Source organism: Streptomyces sp. NPDC049879, assembly GCF_044461265.1.
In the GTDB taxonomy this organism is placed as follows: Bacteria; Actinomycetota; Actinomycetes; order Streptomycetales; family Streptomycetaceae; genus Streptomyces.
In genome coordinates this window covers 295,670-312,862 of the sequence record NZ_JBITKT010000003.1, presented here as the reverse complement: position 1 = coordinate 312,862, position 17,193 = coordinate 295,670, and the positions used below count along the sequence as shown (strand labels likewise).

Sequence of the window (17,193 nt, the reverse complement as noted above, 5' to 3'; positions counted from 1 at the left end):
GGTGAACAACCGGGAGTTCGGGCTGCTGCACAACGCGGACGTGCGCCAGCGCATCCACACCCGCACCGGCCCGCCCACCCCCGACGACCTCGACGAGCTGATCTCCCGCCGCCGCAAGACGCAGTACCTCCTGGCGCACCCCAGGACCATCGCCGCCATCGGCCGCGAGTGGAACGCCCGGGGCATCTACCCCACCCCCGCCGAGATCGACGGGACCGTCCTGCGCGCGTGGCGCGGCATCCCGATCCTGCCGTGCAACAAGATCCCCATCACGCCCGAGGGCACCAGCTCCGTGCTCGCCCTGCGCACCGGCCAGGAGAACCAGGGCGTCGTCGGGCTGCACCAGACCGGCATCCCCGAGGAGTACGAGCCCAGCCTCAACGTCCGCTTCATGGGCATCGACGACCAGGCGGTCATCTCCTACCTGGTCAGCGCCTACTTCTCGGCGGCCGTCCTCGTCCCCGACGCCCTCGGCATCCTGGAGGACGTCGAGATCTGACGGCCGCCCGTTCCTCCCACCGCCCGCCGGGCGCGGTCAGTGGCCCGCGCCCGGCTCCGACCAGTAGCCGGGCGACTGGTACTGGTGCTGCTGCGGCCGTTCCTGCGCCGGATACGGGTTCTGCCCGCCCTGCCCCTGGTAGGGCGCGTTCTGGGGCTGCTGGCCCTGGAACGCGCCGGGGTACGGGCGGGGGGCCGCCGGACGGGGCGCCGCGGGCCGCATCTGCTGCGGCGCCGGGGCCTGCGGCACGTGCGACGCGTTCCCCGGGAACGCGGGGCGCGGCGCGGCGGCCTGCTGCGGGAAGTAGCCCCCGGGGGCCTGCGCCGCCGGGGCGGGCAGCTGCTGGCGCGGGGGAGCGGCCTGGTAGCCGGGACCGCCGCCCTGCTGCGGGAAGGCGGGGAAGGACTGGCCCGACGGCACGGGGTGCATGCCGGGCGAGGACTGCTGGAACGGCTGGAAGGGCTGCGACGGCGCCGACGGGAGCGCGGGCAGGGCCGGCAGCGCGGGCTGGGGGGACGGGTGCGGGAACCCCACGGGGTCGTAGGCCGCGGGAACGCGGATGGGGGCGATCTGCGGGGTTCCCCGCTCGGCCACCAGCCTGTCGTAGATCGGGGTGTCGGCGAACGACGGTGAGGAGTACCCACCACCGTAGGGGCGCGGGGAGGTCATACCCCATAAGTTAAGCCCACCGTGTGCTTGTTGGGGAGTCCGACGAGAAGCTGATTTGGCCGGATGCGGGCGAGCCGCCCGGTCCCCATGCGAGGCAATTCCGCATAAAGGCCGGAAAAGGCGCAATGCCCCCGCTCGCGCGACCGCTCCCCCCGCCGCTCCGAGGGGTCTTCCGGGGCGGGATGGCATAGTGGGCGGTGGCTGCGGAACACGTGGCGTGACGACGCCCCACGACGGAGGAAACCCCGATGCTCAAAGGTGCGAATGTCCCGGTGGCCGCGCGAACGGTGCGCGTCGAGATCGGCTGGGCAGCCGCGCCGGGGACACCGGACGTGGACGCCTCGGCGCTCCTCCTCGTCGGCGGCCGGGTCCGCTCCGACGCCGACTTCGTCTTCTACAACCAGCCGGCCCACGCCTCCGGCGCCGTCCGCCACGAGGGCAAGCAGCCGCAGGGCGACGCCGTCACCGACCGGCTCACCGTCGACCTCGGCTCCGTCGAGCCCGCCGTCGAGAAAGTCACCCTGGCCGCCTCCGCCGACGGCGGCACGTTCGGCCGCGTCCCCGGCCTGCACATCCGCCTGAGCGACGCCGACAGCGGCGCCGAGATCGCGCGCTTCGACAGCACCGACGCCACGACGGAGACCGCCTTCGTCCTCGGCGAGCTGTACCGGCGCCAGGGCGCCTGGAAGTTCCGCGCCGTGGGCCAGGGGTACGACAGCGGCCTCGCCGGCCTGGCCACCGACTTCGGCATCAGCGTGGACGACGCGCCCCCGCCCGCCCCGCAGGCCGCCGTCCCCCCGCCCCCCTCGACCGCTCCCGCCCCCGCCCAGGCACCCCTGCCCCCGCCCCCGGCGGGCGCCGTCCCCGCCGCCATGCCCCCGCCGCCCCCCGGCGCGACCCCGCAGCCCCCGGCGCCCCAGGTGCGGCTGAGCAAGGTCACGCTCACCAAGGCGTCCCCGACCATCTCGCTCGCCAAGCAGGGCGCCACCTCGGGCCAGATGCGCGTCAACCTCAACTGGGAGCAGCGCCAGACCGGCGCGTCCAAGGGAGGCTGGAAGGAGCGGCTCAACAAGGCCATGGGCGGCGGCCTCGACCTCGACCTGTGCGCGCTCTTCGAGCTGACGGACGGCCGCAAGGGCGTCATCCAGGCGCTGGGCAACGCGTTCGGCTCCCTCCACCAGGCGCCGTACATCCACCTGGACGGCGACGACCGCACCGGCGCCGTCGCCAAGGGCGAGAACCTCACCATCAACCTGGACCACGCCCGCGAGCTGCGCCGCGTCGTGATCTTCGTGACGATCTACTCCGGCGCCGCCAGCTTCCAGGACATCGCCGCCACCGTCACGCTCACCCCGGAGAAGGGCGCGCCGGTCGACTTCTCCCTCGACGAGTGCACCGTCCCCTCGCCGGTCTGCGTGCTGGCCGAGCTGACCGGGCAGAACGGCGAGCTGACCGTCAAGCGCGAGGCGCGCTACCTGGTGCCCGACCGCGGTGTGAGCCCGCAGCGCACGGTGGACCACGCGTACGGCTTCGGCCTCCAGTGGACGCCGGGCCGCAAGTGAGGTTCGCGCTCGTCGACTCGGGGCTCGGCCTGCTGGCCGCCGCGGCCGCCGTGCGCGGCCTGCGCCCCGACGCCGACCTGGTGATCTCCGGGGACCCCGCGGGCATGCCGTGGGGTCCGCGCACCCCCGAGGACATCACGGAACGGGCCCTCGTCTGCGCGCGCGCCGCCGCCGCGACCGGCCCGGACGCCCTGATCGTCGCCTGCAACACCGCCTCGGTCCACGCGCTGCCCGCCCTGCGGGCCGAACTGGAGCCCGCGATCCCTGTCATCGGGACCGTCCCGGCGATCAAGCCCGCCGCCACGCGCGGCGAGCCGTTCGCCGTCTGGGCCACCCCGGCGACCACGGCAAGCCGCTACCAGCAGCGGCTGATCGCCGACTTCGCCGCCGGGGTCCCGGCGGCCGGCGTCCCCTGCCACGGCCTCGCCGACGCCGTCGAGCGCGCCGACGACGCCGCGATCGGCGCCGCCGTCAAGGCCGCGGCGGGCCTGACGCCCCCCACCACCCGTACGGTCGTCCTCGGCTGCACGCACTACGAGCTGGTCGCCGACCGCATCCGCGACCACCTCGCGGCGGCGTACGGCATCACCGTCACCCTCCACGGATCGGCCGGTGCCGTCGCGGCGCAGGCCCTGCGCCGCGCGCGCTCCGCGCCCGACCCCGCCGCGCCTCCCACCGGCCGCCTGACCGTCTTCGCGGCCGGCCGGCCCGCCGCGCTGCCGGAGGCCGCCCTCGCCTACCCGGAGGGGCGCCTGCTCGCGGCGGCGTCCGCGTAGGCTCGCCGCCATGGCAACTCCCGACTTCATCCTCCGCCTCCGCCGCCACATCGGTCACGACCTGCTGTGCCTGCCGGGCGTCAGCATGGTCGTCCACGACGACGCGGGCCGCGTCCTCCTCGGCCGCCGCGCCGACACCGGCCGCTGGTCGATCCCCGGCGGCATCCCGGAACCGGGGGAGCAGCCCGCCCTGGCGGCGGTCCGCGAGGTCCTGGAGGAGACGGCGGTGCGCTGCGTCGCCGAGCGCATCCTGCTGGTGCAGACGCTGCCGCCCACCCGGTACCCGAACGGTGACCAGGTCCAGTTCACCGACATCGCGGTCCAGTGCCGCGCGGTCGGCGGCGAGGCGCGGGTGAACGACGACGAGTCCCTCGAAGTCGGCTGGTTCGCGCTGGACGGGCTGCCGCCACTCCCCGCGTTCGCGCTGGAGCGGATCAGGCTGGCGGGCGAGGAGGGGCCGACCTGGTTCGAACCGGCCGGACCCGTCCCCGCCGTGGGCGGCTGACGCCGCCCGTCCTCCTCCTCAGAGCTTCCTGAAGTCGTACGCCTCGGCCGCCGCGTCCGCCACCGCGTTCAGGTCGCCCCCGGCCGAGGCCGTCACCAGCGCCGCCACCGCGCCCTCCACGAACGGGGCGTCCACCAGCCGTGTCCCGGCGGGCAGTTCGTCGCCCTCCGCCAGCATCGCCTGCACGGTGAGCACGGCGCTGCCGAGGTCGGCGAGCACGGCGACACCGGCGCCGCCGTCCACCCGGCGCGCGGCCTCCGCGATCAGCTCGGCGCTGGTCCCGAGCCCGCCGTCGGGCGTGCCGCCCGCCGGTTCCACGGGGGCGAGGTCGCCGCCGCCCGCGAGGCCGGCCGCGAGCACCGCCACGGACGCGGCGACCTCCGCGCTGTGCGACACCAGCACGATCCCCACGCGCGCACCGTCAGCCATCGCCGTCCACCGTCCCGTTCCCGTGCGTACCGTCCGTGCCGTGCGCCGCCTCGTCGAGGGCCCCGATCAGCAGTGCGGAGGAGGCCGCCCCCGGGTCCATGTGCCCCTTGCTGCGCTCGCCCAGGTAGCTCGCCCTGCCCTTGCGGGCCTGGAGCGGGACGGTCGCCTCCGCGCCGCCGAGCGCCGCCGTCCGCGCCGCCGCCGTGTCGGGGAGCGCGTCCACGGCGGGCAGCAGCGCGTCGAGCATCGTCTTGTCGCCCGCCGCCCCGCCACCCAGCCGGGCCACGGCCTCCACGCCCTCGCGCAGCGCGTCGCGCAGCTCCTCGCCGCCGACCTCGGGCGCGTCGCCGAGCGCCTTGCCCGTACGCCGCAGCAGCGTGCCGTAGAGCGGCCCCGAGGCGCCGCCGACCTTGGAGACCAGCGTGCGGCCCGCGAGCTGGAGGACGGCGCCGGGGGTGTCCGGCTCCTGCTCGTCCAGCGCGGCGGTGACGGCGGCGAAGCCGCGCCGCAGGTTGCTCCCGTGGTCGGCGTCGCCGACGGCGGAGTCCAGGTCGGTCAGCCGCCCGGCGTCACGGTCCACCGCGGCGGCGGCCAGGGCGAGCCAGCGCCGGAAGAACCCGGCGTCCATCGCAGCCACTTCGCGCTCCTCTCAGCGGCCCCAGCGCAGCCCCGCCGTGCTCACCGGCGCGTCCCACAGCCGCAGCAGTTCGTCGTCCACCTCGCACAGCGTCACGGAGCAGCCCGCCATGTCCAGGGACGTCACGTAGTTGCCGACGAGGGTACGCGCCACCGTCACGCCGCGCTCGCGCAGGACGCGCTGGACCTCGGCGTTGAAGCCGTACAGCTCCAGCAGCGGCGTGGCGCCCATGCCGTTGACGAGCGCGAGGACGGGGCCGCCCGGCTTCCGGTCGGCCAGCAGGACGTCGACCGTGTAGTCCGCGATCTCCGCCGACGTCATGACGGCGCGCCGCTCGCGGCCCGGCTCGCCGTGGATGCCGATGCCCAGCTCCAGCTCGTCGGAGGGGAGGTCGAAGGTCGGACCGCCCTTGGCGGGCGTGGTCGGCGCGCCGAGGGCGACGCCGAAGCTGCGCGACGCGTCCGCCACCCGCTGCGCGATCGCCGTGACGCGGTCGAGCGGCGCGCCCGCCTCGGCCGCCGCCCCGGCCAGCTTCTCGACGAAGAGGGTGCCGCCCGTGCCGCGGCGGCCCGCCGTGTAGAGGCTGTCGGTGACGGCGACGTCGTCCTCGACCAGCACGCGGGCGACGCGGATGTCCTCCTCGTCGGCCAGTTCGGCGGCCATGTCGAAGTTGAGGACGTCGCCCGTGTAGTTCTTCACGATGAACAGGACGCCCTCGCCGCCGTCCACCAGGGAGGCGGCGCGGACCATCTGGTCGGGCACCGGGGAGGTGAACACCTCGCCGGGACAAGCCGCGTCCAGCATCCCGGGGCCGACGAAGCCGCCGTGCAGCGGCTCGTGGCCCGAGCCGCCGCCGGAGACCAGCGCGACCTTGCCGGTGACCGGCGCGTCCCGGCGGGCGACCACCCGGTTCTCCACGTCCACGGTCAGCTCGGGGTGGGCCTCGGCCATCCCGCGCAGCGCGTCGGCGACGACGGTCTCCGCCGAGTTGATCAGCATCCGCATGACTACCTCCAGCAGGCTCCGGCCGGGGCCGGGCGCGGCCACGGCGCCGCGCACCCGCCAGTATCGGCCGGGCGGCGGCCCCGGGCGCGTCCGCCGGGCCGGGGATTCGGGGGGTGCGGCGCGGGGGGCGTACAGTTCCGGCGGGCGGACCGGCCGCACGCGCTGGAATGTGACGCAGATCACAGGAATCCGGTGTCCCGTCATAGCGGTCGAACGGGTGATCTATCGCCATCGACCGCTCTTCCCCCGGGGCCGGGAGGCGCTGCCACCATGGCGCGCATGGGAGCCGGACCCGCACTCCGCCTCGCCCACGCCGCGCTGTACGCGACGGTGTGCGTCGCGGTGTCCGGACTCGGACATGTGCTGTCCGCCGGGAACGGCCTCCCGCCCGCGAGCGTCGCGCTCGCGTTCGCCGTGATGTGCGGCGCGGGCTGGTGGCTGGCCCACCGCGAGCGGGGCATCCGGCTGATCACCGGGGCGAGCGCCCTGGGCCAGGCCGTGCTGCACGCCGTCTTCAGCGGTCTCCACCCCATGCGCCCGGCGGCGGGCGGCACCGAGTGGCCGGCCCAGCTGCCCGTGGAGCACGGTGCGTACGCCGGGCACGCGCACCATCACCACACCCCGAACCCGGCACCCGGCCCCGACCTCACCGCCCTCGACGCCTTCACCCCCGTGCTCGACGGTGCCTACGCGGGCCCCGCCATGGCGCTCGCCCACGGGGTGGCCGGGCTGCTGTGCGGCTGGTGGCTGTGGCGGGGCGAGGCCGTCGTACGGCAACTCGCGCGCTGCGTCGCGCTCCTGTTGTGCGCGCCCCTTCGGGTGGCCGAACGGGCGGGGGCGGGCGTCCCGCCGCTGCCGCGCGTACCCCTGCCGCCCGCTCCGCGCCGGGCGCGCAGGCCGCGTGACCTGCTGGCGCTGCACAGGGGGTCGCGCCGCGGCCCGCCCGTGCCGTCGTCCTGAGCCGACCTGTTCCCCGTCACGCGCGGCGCGCCGCGCGTGACGGTCGCCGAGGGGCCGCTGCGGCGTGCCGACGGCTCCGCGAGAACACCGAGGACCAGTGGCGATGAACGCTGCCCACGACACGATGGCACCACCCGCACCATCCGTATCCACCGCATCAGCCCCGCCGCGCCGCCGGACCGCCGCCGGGCGGTCGGACGCGGCCGACGCCGACATCACCCTCTGGGCGCTGGCCGCGGGCGACGGCGACCGGGACGCGGCGGAGCGCTTCGTCCGCGCGACCTACGACGACGTCCGCAGGTTCGTCGCGCACCTCAGCGCGGACGGTCCCGGCGCGGACGACCTGGCGCAGGAGACGTTCGCCCGCGCCCTGGGCAGCCTGCCGGGCTTCGCCGGGCGGTCGTGCGCCCGGGCATGGCTGCTGTCGATCGCGCGCCGGGTCGTCGTCGACCGCTATCGGCGCGCGGCCGTGCGCCCGGCGCTGGCCGACACGGCCGACTGGCTCGCGGCGGCCGACCGCGCGCAGCCGCGCAGGGCGCCCGGCTTCGAGGAGCAGATCGCGCTGCTCGACGCGCTGCGCGCCCTCGACGGCGGGCGGCGGCAGGCGTTCGTCCTGACGCAGCTGCTCGGCCTGTCGTACGCGGAGGCCGCCGAGATCGCCGGCTGCCCGGTCGGCACGGTGCGGTCGCGCGTGGCGCGGGCGCGGCGCGACCTCGCGACGGTCTGGCTGGCCTGAGGCGGCCGGTCGCGCCCGCGGCGCCCCCGGCCGCCTCACGGCCCGGGGGCGCCGCCGTACACGACGAGATCCACCAGCCCGGCGAGGAAGCGCCCGTCCGGCGGGGGGCCGCCGAACAGCGCGTGGACCAGCACGGGCGCGCACACCGCCTCGACGATCACGGCGGCGTCGTGGCCGGGGGACAGCTCGCCGCGCTCGACGCCCCTGCGCACGAGGGTCTCCGCCAGCCGCAGGCGCTCGGCCCAGTAGGCGGCGCGGTACCCGGCGTCCTCGTCGCCGCCGTCCCCCTCGCCGTCGGCGGGGCGGACGGACAGGCGCAGCAGGGCCGAGCCCTCCGGCGTGGCCAGGACGCGCGCGAAGCCCTCGGCGAGTGCCAGCAGGTCGCCGCGCACGGTGCCGGTGTCCGGGAGCGGCAGCATGTCGTCGCTGTACTGCGTGACGGCGTCGTGGATGAGGTTCTCGCGGGTCTTCCAGCGGCGGTAGATCGACGTCTCATGGGTACCCGCCTCGCGCGCCACCGCCGCGACCGTCACCTCGTCGAAGGGCCGGGACGCCAGCAGCCGCACGGTCGTGGCGAGCACGGCCTGCCGCAGCCGCTCGCCCCGCCGCCGCAGGGGCGGGGCCGCCTTGCCGCCGCCGTTCCCGCCTTCTCCGCAGTCCGAGTTGCGCATGCCGTCAGGCTAACGCAAGGGCTCTTGCGTTGCGGGGACCCGCGCCGTACCGTCCAAAGCAAGGGCACTTGCGTTACCGCGCACCCGCCTCGACCCGCCCCGGCACCACCGGGGCACCGCACCACGGAGAGTGATCACGATGGGAACCACCCCTGCGACGATGCGTGCCGTCCGGCTGCACTACCCCGACCTGGCGCTCCGCGTCGAGGACGTGCCCCGGCCCGTCCCCGGACCCGGCCAGGTGCTGGTCAAGGTGGAGGCGGCCGGCGTCTGCCTCTCCGACGTGCACTGCATCGACGGGACCCTCGGCCGCGGCACGTACCTCAGCGGCGACGCCGTCACGCTCGGCCACGAGGTCGCGGGCGTGGTCGCCGAGCCGGGGCCTGGCGTGACCGCCTGGCAGCCGGGCGACCGCGTCGTCCTCCAGGCGGGCGAGACCCGTGACGGCATGGTCTGGACACGCGGCGCGGACTACGACGGCGGCTGGGCGGAGTACGCGCTGGCCACCGAGTCCACCCTCTTCGCGCTCCCCGACACGATCCCCTTCGAGCAGGGCGCGATCATCCCCGACGCGGTCTCCACCCCCTGGGGCGCCATCACCGTCACCGCCGGGATCAGGCCCGCCCAGCCGGTCGGCGTCTGGGGCGTCGGCGGGCTCGGCGCGCACGGCGTGCAGCTGCTGCGCGCGGTGGGCGCGTACCCGATCGTCGCCGCCGACCCGGCGCCGGCCGCCCGCGAGCGCGCCCTCGCCTTCGGCGCGGACCTCGCGCTCGACCCGGCCGACCCCGGCTTCGGCGACGCGGTGCGCGCCGCGACCGGGGGCGCGGGCCTCGCCGCCGCCTTCGACTTCGCGGGCGTGGACGCCGTGCGCGAGCAGGCGCTCGGCGTGCTCGCCCCGCGCGGCAGCCTCGTCCTCGTCGGGCTGACGGGCAGGCCGCTGCGCGTCGGGAACAGCCTGGCGTTCAGTTACCTGCAGCACCGCATCCTCGGCCACTACGGTTCGGAGGACGACGCCGTACCCCAGCTCATCGGGCTGACGGCGGGCGGGCGCCTCGACTTCTCCCGCTCCGTCACCGACGTGCTGCCGCTCGAAGACGCCGCCGAGGCCGTCGAGCGCGTGCACTCCAAGAAGGGGGACCCGATCCGGCTCGTCCTCAAGCCGTGAGCGGCTGACGGGGATCAGTCCGCGCGCCTGGTGGCGGCGACGGACACCCCGAGACCCACCATCGCGAGGCCGCCCGTCCCGCCCATCAGCGCGATCCGCCGGGGCGAGCGGCCGAACCACGCGCGGGCGGCGGAGGCCGCCAGCCCCCAGGCGGCGTCGGTGGCCAGGGCCAGCAGGGCACCCGCCAGGCCGAGGACGAGCATCTGGGCGACGGCGTGCCCCGCCTCCGGGTCGACGAACTGGGGCAGCACGGAGGTCAGGAAGACGATGCTCTTCGGATTGCCCACCCCGACCAGGAACCCGGCCCGCACCGGATGCCCCGGCGACGGCTCCGGCCGCCCGCCGGGCGGCCCACAGCGCCAGGACACCGAGGACGACGAGACACCCGGCCCCGGTCAGCCTGACCACCGCGAACAGGAGGGCGGACCGTTCCACCGCGCTGCCGACGCCCAGCGCCACGGCCACGGCCAGGGTGTAGCCGCCGAGCGCGTTGCCCAGCACGGACGCCAGCGCCACCCGCCGTCCGTGGGCCGGCGCCCGGCCGACGACGAACAGCACCCCGGGCCCGGGGACCACGGAGAGCAGGAAGGACACGGCACAGAAGGCGGCGACGCGCTGGGGATCGATCACGGCCACGATCCTCACGCCGACCGGCACGCCGTGAACAGCCGGACCTTCGGCCTACGACCCCGGCCGCGCGGTGTCGTCCCGCAGCACCGGACGGACCGTCACCGCGGCGCTCCACGCCCGGTGCAGCGCCAGCTCGGCCGTCTCCGCCTCCGCCAGCACGATGCCCGTGCAGCCCCGCTGGTCCCCGACGTGCGCCATCGTGTCGCCCGGCGCGCGCGTCGGGTACCAGCCCACCGCGCCAGGGAACGCCCCGAGCCCGTCGAGCCCCTGCCAGCCGGTCAGCGTCCCCGGCCGGTCCGCGTACACGAGCACCATGCCGCAGGCCCGGCCGCTGTGCGCCAGGTCCGCGTCCAGGAGCGCGGGACGGCGGCCGAGGACCGTGTCGACCAGCGCGTCGTACACGTCGGTCCCGAGCGAACGGCACAGCGCCTCGCCGACCAGCGCGCCGCCGATCCGCCGGTTGATCTCGACCAGTTCGGGTCCGTCCGCCGTCAGGATGAACTCCACGTGCGCGAACCCGCCGTCGTGCCCCGCCGCCGCCAGCACGCGGCCGACCCACTCCGCGAGCCGCTCCGACCGTCCGGGCGGCAGCGCCACCGGGAACGCGGCGGCCTCCTCGCGCACGGCGGGCCGCCGCGACGTCTGGCGGCTCAGGACGCCGAGCAGCCGCGTCGTCCCCGCCCAGGTGAGCGTCTCCGCGCTGTAGAGCGGCCCGGCGAGGAACCTCTCGGCGAACAGACGCCCCGCCAGCCGCCGCCCGGCCGCCTCCGCCAGCGCGGCCCGCAGCGCGTCCTCGTCGTGGACGATCCACACATCCCGCGACGACGTGCCCGCCGAGTCCTTCAGCACCGCGGGAAGACCCACCTCCCGCAGCACCTCCGCCGCGCTCCCCGGGCCAGGGGCCACGGGCAGCGCGCCCCCCGGACTGAGGCCCGCACGGTGCAACAGCTCCCGTACCCGCGCCTTGTCGCGCAGCACGCGCACGGCCTTCGGATCGGGACCCGGCAGGCCGAGCGACGCGGCGATGTCGGCGGCCGGGACGCTCCACGTGTCCGTGGTGTTGACCAGCCCGGCGAGGTCCGGCAGCGCGGCCAGGGCGGCGCGGACGGCGCCCTCGTCGGACGTGTCGGTGTCCACGACGGTCAGCGCCCCGGGCGGCAGCTCCGCCAGCTCGTGCCGGTAGACGGAGCGGTCGCCCGTCAGCAGGACGAACCGGTGCCCGGCCCGCTCCGCCGCCGCGGCGGTGCGGCCCAGGCCGAACGACAGTGCTTCGAGCGCGGCGATCGTCACGCCGGTTCCCCTTCCGTGTCCTCCGTGTGGACGGCGCCCGGCGGCGCCTGGCGCCCGGCCCACTCCAGCACCGACCACGGCGGGCGCAGGTCGCCCGGCGTCCCGATGCGCAGCGGCCGCAGCTCCGCCGGGTCGGCGGCCTCCCGGTGGCGGGCGAAGACGCGCTCCGCGTACCGGTGCCCGGTGTCCGGGCCGAGCAGCAGGTACGGGCCGCTGCCCGGCCGTCGCGCCGCCTCGTACCCGCCCGCCAGGTAGGCGGCGCCGGTGGACAGGCCGGCGAAGACCGCGTGGTCGCGCAGCAGCCCGACCGTGCCCGCCATGGCGTGCCGGAAGTCGAGCCAGTGCACCGTGTCGTACAGCGCGTGCCGCACGTTCCCGAACGGGATGGAGCTGCCGATCCCGGCGATGATCGCCTCCGGGTCGCTGAACCGCTCGCTGCCGAACGTCACGCTGCCGAACGGCTGCACGCCCACCAGCCGCACCGCGCGGCCCGTCGCGCGCAGCGCCCGCGTCAGCCCGCCCGTGGACGCGCCGGTGCCGACCGCGCCGACGACCGTCAGCCGCTCCCCGGGCAGCGCGGCGTCCACGAGCGCGGCGAACTCGCCGTAGCCCGCCTGGTGCACGGGGTCGTGGTATTGCCGCATCCAGTACATGTCGGGCCGCCCGGCCAGCAGCCGCCGCACGTGGCGCACCCGCCGTTCCTGGTCGAGCCGCAGGCTGCTGGACGGCGGCATCTGGTCCACGGTCGCGCCGAGCACCTCAAGCTGGGCGCGCATCACGGAGTCCACGGTCGTGGAGGCGACGATGTGGCAGCGCAGGCCGTAGCGGTGGCAGGCCATCGCGAGCGCCAGGGCGTAGATGCCGCTGGAGCTGTCGATCAGCGTCTGCCCGGGGCGAATCCGGCCGCGGCGCAGCAGGGTGCGGACGGCGCCGAGGGCCGCGTAGACCTTCATCGTCTCGAAGCGGGCGAGGACCGTGTCGCCGTCGAGGCGGACCAGCGCGGGTGCCTTGATCGCGTCGGTGATGTGCTCGTGGACGGGTGCGGCGGCGGGTCCGGCGGCCGGTGGCGACAGGGGGGTGGGGGTGGGTGCGGCGGTCACGGCGCGGCTCCCTCGGGGGCGCCGTGCCGGGCGGGTGGGCTGGGGGAGAGGAGCATGACGTACCGGACCTCCTGGGCGTGCGGGTGGCGAGCCGGGATGTGCCGTCGTACGGGGTGGGCGCCGCCGGGCGGGGGAGGGCCGCGCGGGCCGGGGGCCGTCACGGCTTCCTGCCGACCACGACGAGGCGCCGCGACGTCTGGTCGTACGGCCCGCCGTCGAAGTCCCCGTGGCAGGCGACGTCCGCGAACCCGGCCGCCACGAACAGGTCGTGCAGCTCCGCCGCGCTGTAGAGGAACGAGTGGATCGACGCCGTACGGGCCACCTCGCCGCGCACCAGCGTCCAGTCGGTCCGCAGCCGCCGCCAGCTGTCCAGCACGGTGTCGCGCTGCACGACGTACGCGCCGCCGGGCAGGTCCACCGCCTGCGGGCGCCCGATCCAGCCGGCCAGGACCTCCTTGCCCATCACGTCCACGAGCAGCCGCCCGCCGGGGGCCAGGCTCTCCCAGGCGTTGCGCAGCACACGGGCGTTGGCGGCCGGGTCGTCGAAGTACCCGAAGGACGTGAAGACGTTGAGGACCACGTCGTACGCGCCGGGCGCCACGTAGCCCAGCATGTCGGCGCGCTCCAGCGTCACGCGCACGCCCGCCGCGTCGCAGGCCCGGCGGGCGCGCGCCAGCATGCCGGGGCTGAGGTCGACGCCCGTCACCTCGTACCCCCGCTCCGCCAGCGGCACCAGGAACAGGCCGGGGCCGCAGGCCAGGTCGAGGACGCGCGACCCGGGCGGGAAGTCGAGCAGCGCCGCGTCCCTGACCAGCGCGGCGACCGAGGTGCCGCGCTCGGGCGAGAACATCACGGGCGCGAAGTCCGCCCACAGCGCCTCGTCCTCGTACCACCTGCCGTCCGCCGTCCCGTCCGTCACACCGGCCTCCCGTCCGTCCGCCGTCACGTCTCAGTGGTCGCCCGGCGGGGCGCATGAGTTCCCGGCGCGGCGGGCAGCAAGGAGGAGAGCGGCCGGAGGCCGCCGCACCACCGGGAGACGAACGGCGGGGGGCGCGCGAGCGGCCCGCCGGACCCGCGTTCCCCCGCCCCCGCCGCCTTCAGCGCGGCTTCAGCGATCCTTCCAGCCAACGGTCAGCGCCGGGCGCCAAGATCCTCCGCAGGGCACCCGGGGGGCTCGCCCCAGCGGACCCGGAAGGAGAGCACGGCATGACCCTGCCCATGGAACTCCCCTCATCCACGCCCCGCGACCGACTCCGGTTCGACGCGACCGTTCCGCGTGCGCTGGTGCACCGGGCGTCCGTGGCTGAGGTCTTCATCACCGACTCCCTCGCGTCCGCGGCCAACACGCCCGACGGCGCCGAGGCGGTCTTCGACGTGGCCGCCCAGCTGCCGCGCGGCCACGTCATCGGGGAGAACCCGGCGGCGTACGACTTCCTGCTCATCGTGGAGGTGCTGCGGCAGGCGGGCGTGCTCGTCGCGCACCAGCACCTCGGCGTGGCGATCGACAGCGCGTTCATCTTCAAGTCGATGAGCTACCGCGTCCGTTCGCTGGAGGCGCTGCGCATCGGCAGCCGGCCCGCGAACGTCGTCGTGGGCCTGACCGTGCGGCCGGAGCGCAACCGCGCCGGGCGCGTCCTCGGCTTCGAGTTCGACGGCGTGTTCACCGTGGACGACACGGTCGCGCTGGAGGCGTCCGGCGCCCTGATGTTCGTGAGCCGCCGCGCGTTCGACCTGCTGCGCACCAAGGGCAGGGAACGCGTCCGGGCCGCCGACCCCGGCTCGACGCTCGTCAGCCGCCTGGCGCCCGCCGCGCCCGAGACCATCGGCCGCCGCGACCCGCGCAACGTCGTCGTCACCGAACCGGCCGTGGACACGGCGGGGAACGCGCTCGCCCGCGTCGTCGTGGACACGGCGCACCCGCACCTGTTCGACCACCAGCTCGACCACGTGCCCGGCAACCTCCAGCTGGAGGCCGCCCGGCAGGTCGCGGTGGCCTCGGTGGCCAGGCTGCACGGGCTGGCACCGGAGAACCTCGTGGTGACCGGCCTGGAGGCCGTGTTCACCGAATTCGCCGAACTCGACCTCGGGACCAGCGTGCTGGCCCGGGTCGACGGCGTCCGGCACGCGACGGATCTCGGCCTCCTCGCCGTGCCCGTCGCCGTCCGTACCGAGCAGAGCGGGAGCCTCTGCAGCGACGTCACCGTGGAGGTGGCCCAGTGGGCGTGAAGCGCATCACCACCCTTGTCGTGGACTACGGCGGTGTCCTGACCAATCCGCTGGGGGAGACGTACCAGCTCTTCGCCTCCCGGGTCGGGATACCGCTGGAGACCATCGTCACCGCGTTCATGGCGGCCACCGAACGGCACGGTGCCACGCCCATGGCCGACCTGGAGACGGGGGCGATCACCGAGGCCGAGATGGTCGGCCGGATCACCGCCGAGATGCCGCCCGGCACCGGGGACATCCTGGGCGGCCGCCCGTTCGGCGAGCTGTGGTTCCTCGGCAGGCACGCGAACGAGGAGCTGGTCGACTTCCTGCGCGCCGTCCGCGCGGCGGGCTTCCGGGTCGCGCTGCTGACCAACAACGTCCGCGAGTGGTCCGCCCGCTGGCGCGCCACCCTGCCGGTGGACGAGCTGTTCGACGTCGTCGTGGACTCGTCGGAGGAGGGCGTCCGCAAGCCCGACGCGGAGATCTACCACCGCCTCCTCGCCCGCCTCGGCGCGGACGCCGAGGAGTGCGTCTTCCTCGACGACACCGAGGAGAACCTCACCGCCGCGCGCGAACTCGGCATGCACGCCGTGCTGTTCAGCACCACAGGCCAAGCCGTCAAGGACGTCGGCGGCCTCCTGGAACTCGACTATGACCAGACCGCTGAAGGAGTCGGGGCATGAGCGCGGACCACGCGAACCACGCGGACCACACCGTCCTGATCGTCGGTGCGGGCCCCACCGGCCTCACCGCCGCCTGCGCGCTGCTGCGCCACGGCGTGCCCGTGCACGTGGTGGACCGCCGCCGCGGCCCGGCCACCGCCCCCAAGGCCCTGGTGCTGTGGAGCGGCGCCCTCGAAGTCCTCGACCGCCTCGAAGTCGCCACCCCGCTGGCCGAACGCGCCCTGCCGCTCGCGGGCGCGTCGTACTGGTCGCGGGGCCGCAAGGTCGCGGGCGTGCGCTTCGGCGGCCTGTCCAACACCCGCTTCCCCGGCCCGCTGTGCGTGCCCCAGCCGGTGACCGAGGAACTGCTGTACGCCCGCCTCACCCAGCTCGGCGGCGCCGTCAGCTGGAACACCGAGGTGTCCTCCGTCACCCAGGAGGCCGACACCGTCACCGCGCTGCTGCGCGACGCCGACGGCCAGGAGAGCGCGACCACGGCGAGCTGGCTCATCGCCGCCGACGGCATGCACAGCACCGTGCGCGGCACGCTCGGCGTCGACTTCGAAGGCGCCACCTACCCGCGGGACTTCCTGCTGGGCGACGTCGTCCTCGACCCGGCGGGCGGCGCCGAACTGCCCGACCGCGAGGCGCAGTACCACCTCACGCCCGAGGGCGTCCTCGTCGTCGTGTCGCTGCCCGAGGGCGGGCACCGCGTCTTCTTCGACCAGCCCGCCGGGACCCGCTCCGACCGCCCCGAGAAGCCCGAGCTGCAGCAGCTGCTGGACGCGCGCGGCCCCGGCAGGTGGCGGATCTCCGAGGTCTGGTGGAGCAGCCGCTTCCAGGTCCACACGAAGGTGGCCGCCGCGTTCCGCTCCGGCCGCGTCTTCCTCGCGGGCGACGCCGCGCACGTCCACAGCCCGGCGGGCGGCCAGGGCCTCAACACCGGCGTGCAGGACGGCTACGACATCGGCTGGAAGCTCGCCGCCGCCATCCGCTCGGACAGCACCGCCCCGCTCGACAGCTACCAGGAGGAACGCCGCCCCGCCGCCGTCCGCGCGGTCCGCAACGCCGACCGCCAGACGAAGCTGTGGCTGGTGCGCAACCCCCTCGTCCGCCGCCTGCGCGACACCCTGCTGCGCCGCCTGTCCAAGAGCGGCGCCCTGGAGCGCCGCATCATCCCCGAGCTGGCCCAGGTGGACCTGGACCACTCGGCGAGCCCGGCGGTCCAGCAGTCGTCCGCCCCGGCCGACGGCGTACGGGCCGGGCGCCGCGTCCCCGACCTGCCGCTGACGCCCGTCCACGGCACCAAGGCCGCCACCCTGCACACCTACCTCGCCGCCGGGAAGCACGCCGTCGTCGTCCTGGACGACGGCCGCCCCGCGACGCAGGCGGCCCGCGCCGCCGAGGAGGCCAGGCGCGCCACCCACCCCGAGCTGTCGGACGTCCTGCTCGTCCGCACCGGCCCCACCGACACCCCCACGGCGGGCAACGCCCCCGCCTACGACCTGGCGTCCACACCCGCCGGGACCACCGCCCGCACCCCGCAGGCGGTCTACGTCCGGCCGGACGGCACCGTCGGGGCCCGCGTCCCGCTGGACGGCCCCGGCCGCGTCGCCGAACTCCTCGCCCACCTTCCCGTCCTCGCCCCGGCCCCGTCCGGCGACCTGCCCGGACAGCGGTGATGCCCAC

General features: G+C 75.9%; 17 protein-coding genes and 2 pseudogenes. 10 read left to right on the top strand and 9 right to left on the bottom strand.

The window, feature by feature from the left end:
* Positions 1 to 499, top strand: a pseudogene (locus ACIBPC_RS12345) (Crp/Fnr family transcriptional regulator); the annotation flags it as partial.
* 36 nt (positions 500 to 535) lie between these two features.
* Here the strand turns inward: ACIBPC_RS12345 and ACIBPC_RS12340 are convergent.
* Positions 536 to 1,168 (bottom strand): DUF6643 family protein, encoded by a 633-nt coding sequence (locus ACIBPC_RS12340; RefSeq protein ID WP_362958827.1) that lies wholly within the window; start codon positions 1,166 to 1,168, stop codon positions 536 to 538.
* Between the two features lie 248 nt (positions 1,169 to 1,416).
* Here ACIBPC_RS12340 and ACIBPC_RS12335 point away from each other — a divergent pair, with 248 nt between their 5' ends.
* From ACIBPC_RS12335 to ACIBPC_RS12325, 3 genes are read left to right on the top strand one after another with little or no spacing between them, the layout of a single operon-like run.
* Positions 1,417 to 2,730: a TerD family protein gene (locus ACIBPC_RS12335; protein ID WP_398843495.1), complete on the top strand. Its 1,314-nt coding sequence runs from the start codon at positions 1,417 to 1,419 to the stop codon at positions 2,728 to 2,730.
* Positions 2,727 to 3,506, top strand: coding sequence for an aspartate/glutamate racemase family protein (locus ACIBPC_RS12330; protein ID WP_362958832.1), 780 nt, complete (start codon positions 2,727 to 2,729; stop codon positions 3,504 to 3,506). The genes ACIBPC_RS12335 and ACIBPC_RS12330 overlap by 4 nt, the downstream gene beginning before the upstream one ends.
* A gap of 10 nt (positions 3,507 to 3,516) precedes the next feature.
* Positions 3,517 to 4,011: an NUDIX domain-containing protein gene (locus ACIBPC_RS12325; protein WP_362958836.1), complete on the top strand. Its 495-nt coding sequence runs from the start codon at positions 3,517 to 3,519 to the stop codon at positions 4,009 to 4,011.
* A gap of 18 nt (positions 4,012 to 4,029) precedes the next feature.
* Here ACIBPC_RS12325 and ACIBPC_RS12320 read toward each other — a convergent pair whose 3' ends face one another.
* The 3 genes from ACIBPC_RS12320 to dhaK are packed head-to-tail and all read right to left on the bottom strand — an operon-like array spanning position 4,030 to position 6,082.
* Positions 4,030 to 4,440 carry a PTS fructose transporter subunit IIA gene (locus tag ACIBPC_RS12320; RefSeq protein WP_362958839.1) on the bottom strand — a complete coding sequence of 137 codons (411 nt, stop codon included), beginning with the start codon at positions 4,438 to 4,440 and terminating at the stop codon, positions 4,030 to 4,032.
* A complete protein-coding gene (dhaL, locus tag ACIBPC_RS12315) occupies positions 4,433 to 5,068 on the bottom strand; it encodes a dihydroxyacetone kinase subunit DhaL (protein ID WP_398844346.1) in 636 nt (211 codons plus the stop codon). Before dhaL ends, ACIBPC_RS12320 begins: the two co-directional genes overlap by 8 nt.
* A 21-nt stretch (positions 5,069 to 5,089) precedes the next feature.
* On the bottom strand, positions 5,090 to 6,082 hold the full coding sequence (dhaK, locus tag ACIBPC_RS12310) for a dihydroxyacetone kinase subunit DhaK (RefSeq protein WP_398843491.1): 993 nt from the start codon (positions 6,080 to 6,082) through the stop codon (positions 5,090 to 5,092).
* Positions 6,083 to 6,361: 279 nt separating this feature from the next.
* Between dhaK and ACIBPC_RS12305 the strand changes: the two genes are divergently transcribed.
* The gene (locus ACIBPC_RS12305) at positions 6,362 to 7,042 is read left to right on the top strand and encodes a hypothetical protein (protein ID WP_398843488.1); all 681 of its coding nucleotides are present in this window, start codon (positions 6,362 to 6,364) and stop codon (positions 7,040 to 7,042) included.
* A gap of 103 nt (positions 7,043 to 7,145) precedes the next feature.
* Positions 7,146 to 7,778 carry a sigma-70 family RNA polymerase sigma factor gene (locus ACIBPC_RS12300; RefSeq protein WP_398843486.1) on the top strand — a complete coding sequence of 211 codons (633 nt, stop codon included), beginning with the start codon at positions 7,146 to 7,148 and terminating at the stop codon, positions 7,776 to 7,778.
* Between the two features lie 35 nt (positions 7,779 to 7,813).
* Here ACIBPC_RS12300 and ACIBPC_RS12295 read toward each other — a convergent pair whose 3' ends face one another.
* Positions 7,814 to 8,449, bottom strand: a complete 636-nt coding sequence (locus tag ACIBPC_RS12295) for a TetR/AcrR family transcriptional regulator (protein ID WP_398843484.1) — start codon at positions 8,447 to 8,449, stop codon at positions 7,814 to 7,816.
* Between the two features lie 139 nt (positions 8,450 to 8,588).
* On the opposite strand from ACIBPC_RS12295, the gene ACIBPC_RS12290 reads away from it, so the two are divergent.
* Positions 8,589 to 9,614, top strand: coding sequence for a zinc-binding dehydrogenase (locus ACIBPC_RS12290; RefSeq protein ID WP_362958854.1), 1,026 nt, complete (start codon positions 8,589 to 8,591; stop codon positions 9,612 to 9,614).
* Positions 9,615 to 9,628: 14 nt separating this feature from the next.
* Here the strand turns inward: ACIBPC_RS12290 and ACIBPC_RS12285 are convergent.
* The 4 genes and pseudogenes from ACIBPC_RS12285 to ACIBPC_RS12270 all read right to left on the bottom strand — a co-directional run bounded on the left by ACIBPC_RS12285 (position 9,629) and on the right by ACIBPC_RS12270 (position 13,484).
* A pseudogene (locus ACIBPC_RS12285) lies at positions 9,629 to 10,244 on the bottom strand (LysE family translocator).
* Between the two features lie 51 nt (positions 10,245 to 10,295).
* Positions 10,296 to 11,534, bottom strand: a complete 1,239-nt coding sequence (locus ACIBPC_RS12280; protein ID WP_398843482.1) for an ATP-grasp domain-containing protein — start codon at positions 11,532 to 11,534, stop codon at positions 10,296 to 10,298.
* Entirely contained in the window at positions 11,531 to 12,634 is a 1,104-nt protein-coding gene (locus ACIBPC_RS12275) for a pyridoxal-phosphate dependent enzyme (RefSeq protein ID WP_398843480.1), read from the bottom strand. Before ACIBPC_RS12275 ends, ACIBPC_RS12280 begins: the two co-directional genes overlap by 4 nt.
* A 157-nt stretch (positions 12,635 to 12,791) precedes the next feature.
* A complete protein-coding gene (locus tag ACIBPC_RS12270; RefSeq protein ID WP_362959456.1) occupies positions 12,792 to 13,484 on the bottom strand; it encodes a class I SAM-dependent methyltransferase in 693 nt (230 codons plus the stop codon).
* 356 nt (positions 13,485 to 13,840) lie between these two features.
* On the opposite strand from ACIBPC_RS12270, the gene ACIBPC_RS12265 reads away from it, so the two are divergent.
* The 3 genes from ACIBPC_RS12265 to ACIBPC_RS12255 are packed head-to-tail and all read left to right on the top strand — an operon-like array spanning position 13,841 to position 17,186.
* Positions 13,841 to 14,860: an AfsA-related hotdog domain-containing protein gene (locus tag ACIBPC_RS12265; protein ID WP_362958862.1), complete on the top strand. Its 1,020-nt coding sequence runs from the start codon at positions 13,841 to 13,843 to the stop codon at positions 14,858 to 14,860.
* Entirely contained in the window at positions 14,857 to 15,525 is a 669-nt protein-coding gene (locus tag ACIBPC_RS12260; protein WP_362958865.1) for an HAD family phosphatase, read from the top strand. Before ACIBPC_RS12265 ends, ACIBPC_RS12260 begins: the two co-directional genes overlap by 4 nt.
* Positions 15,522 to 17,186: an FAD-dependent monooxygenase gene (locus tag ACIBPC_RS12255; RefSeq protein ID WP_398843476.1), complete on the top strand. Its 1,665-nt coding sequence runs from the start codon at positions 15,522 to 15,524 to the stop codon at positions 17,184 to 17,186. The genes ACIBPC_RS12260 and ACIBPC_RS12255 overlap by 4 nt, the downstream gene beginning before the upstream one ends.
* Positions 17,187 to 17,193: the final 7 nt, after the last annotated feature.

Bases quoted from the DNA above. Each gene is read 5' to 3' on its own strand.
- ACIBPC_RS12320 (WP_362958839.1), bottom strand. From the start codon at position 4,440: ATGGCTGACGGTGCGCGCGTGGGGATCGTGCTGGTGTCGCACAGCGCG.
- ACIBPC_RS12270 (WP_362959456.1), bottom strand. From the start codon at position 13,484: ATGTTCTCGCCCGAGCGCGGCACCTCGGTCGCCGCGCTGGTCAGGGAC.
- dhaK (WP_398843491.1), bottom strand. From the start codon at position 6,082: ATGCGGATGCTGATCAACTCGGCGGAGACCGTCGTCGCCGACGCGCTG.
- ACIBPC_RS12340 (WP_362958827.1), bottom strand. From the start codon at position 1,168: ATGACCTCCCCGCGCCCCTACGGTGGTGGGTACTCCTCACCGTCGTTC.
- ACIBPC_RS12335 (WP_398843495.1), top strand. From the start codon at position 1,417: ATGCTCAAAGGTGCGAATGTCCCGGTGGCCGCGCGAACGGTGCGCGTC.
- ACIBPC_RS12300 (WP_398843486.1), top strand. From the start codon at position 7,146: ATGAACGCTGCCCACGACACGATGGCACCACCCGCACCATCCGTATCC.
- ACIBPC_RS12325 (WP_362958836.1), top strand. From the start codon at position 3,517: ATGGCAACTCCCGACTTCATCCTCCGCCTCCGCCGCCACATCGGTCAC.
- ACIBPC_RS12305 (WP_398843488.1), top strand. From the start codon at position 6,362: ATGGGAGCCGGACCCGCACTCCGCCTCGCCCACGCCGCGCTGTACGCG.
- dhaL (WP_398844346.1), bottom strand. From the start codon at position 5,068: ATGGACGCCGGGTTCTTCCGGCGCTGGCTCGCCCTGGCCGCCGCCGCG.
- ACIBPC_RS12290 (WP_362958854.1), top strand. From the start codon at position 8,589: ATGGGAACCACCCCTGCGACGATGCGTGCCGTCCGGCTGCACTACCCC.
- ACIBPC_RS12255 (WP_398843476.1), top strand. From the start codon at position 15,522: ATGAGCGCGGACCACGCGAACCACGCGGACCACACCGTCCTGATCGTC.
- ACIBPC_RS12265 (WP_362958862.1), top strand. From the start codon at position 13,841: ATGACCCTGCCCATGGAACTCCCCTCATCCACGCCCCGCGACCGACTC.
- ACIBPC_RS12295 (WP_398843484.1), bottom strand. From the start codon at position 8,449: ATGCGCAACTCGGACTGCGGAGAAGGCGGGAACGGCGGCGGCAAGGCG.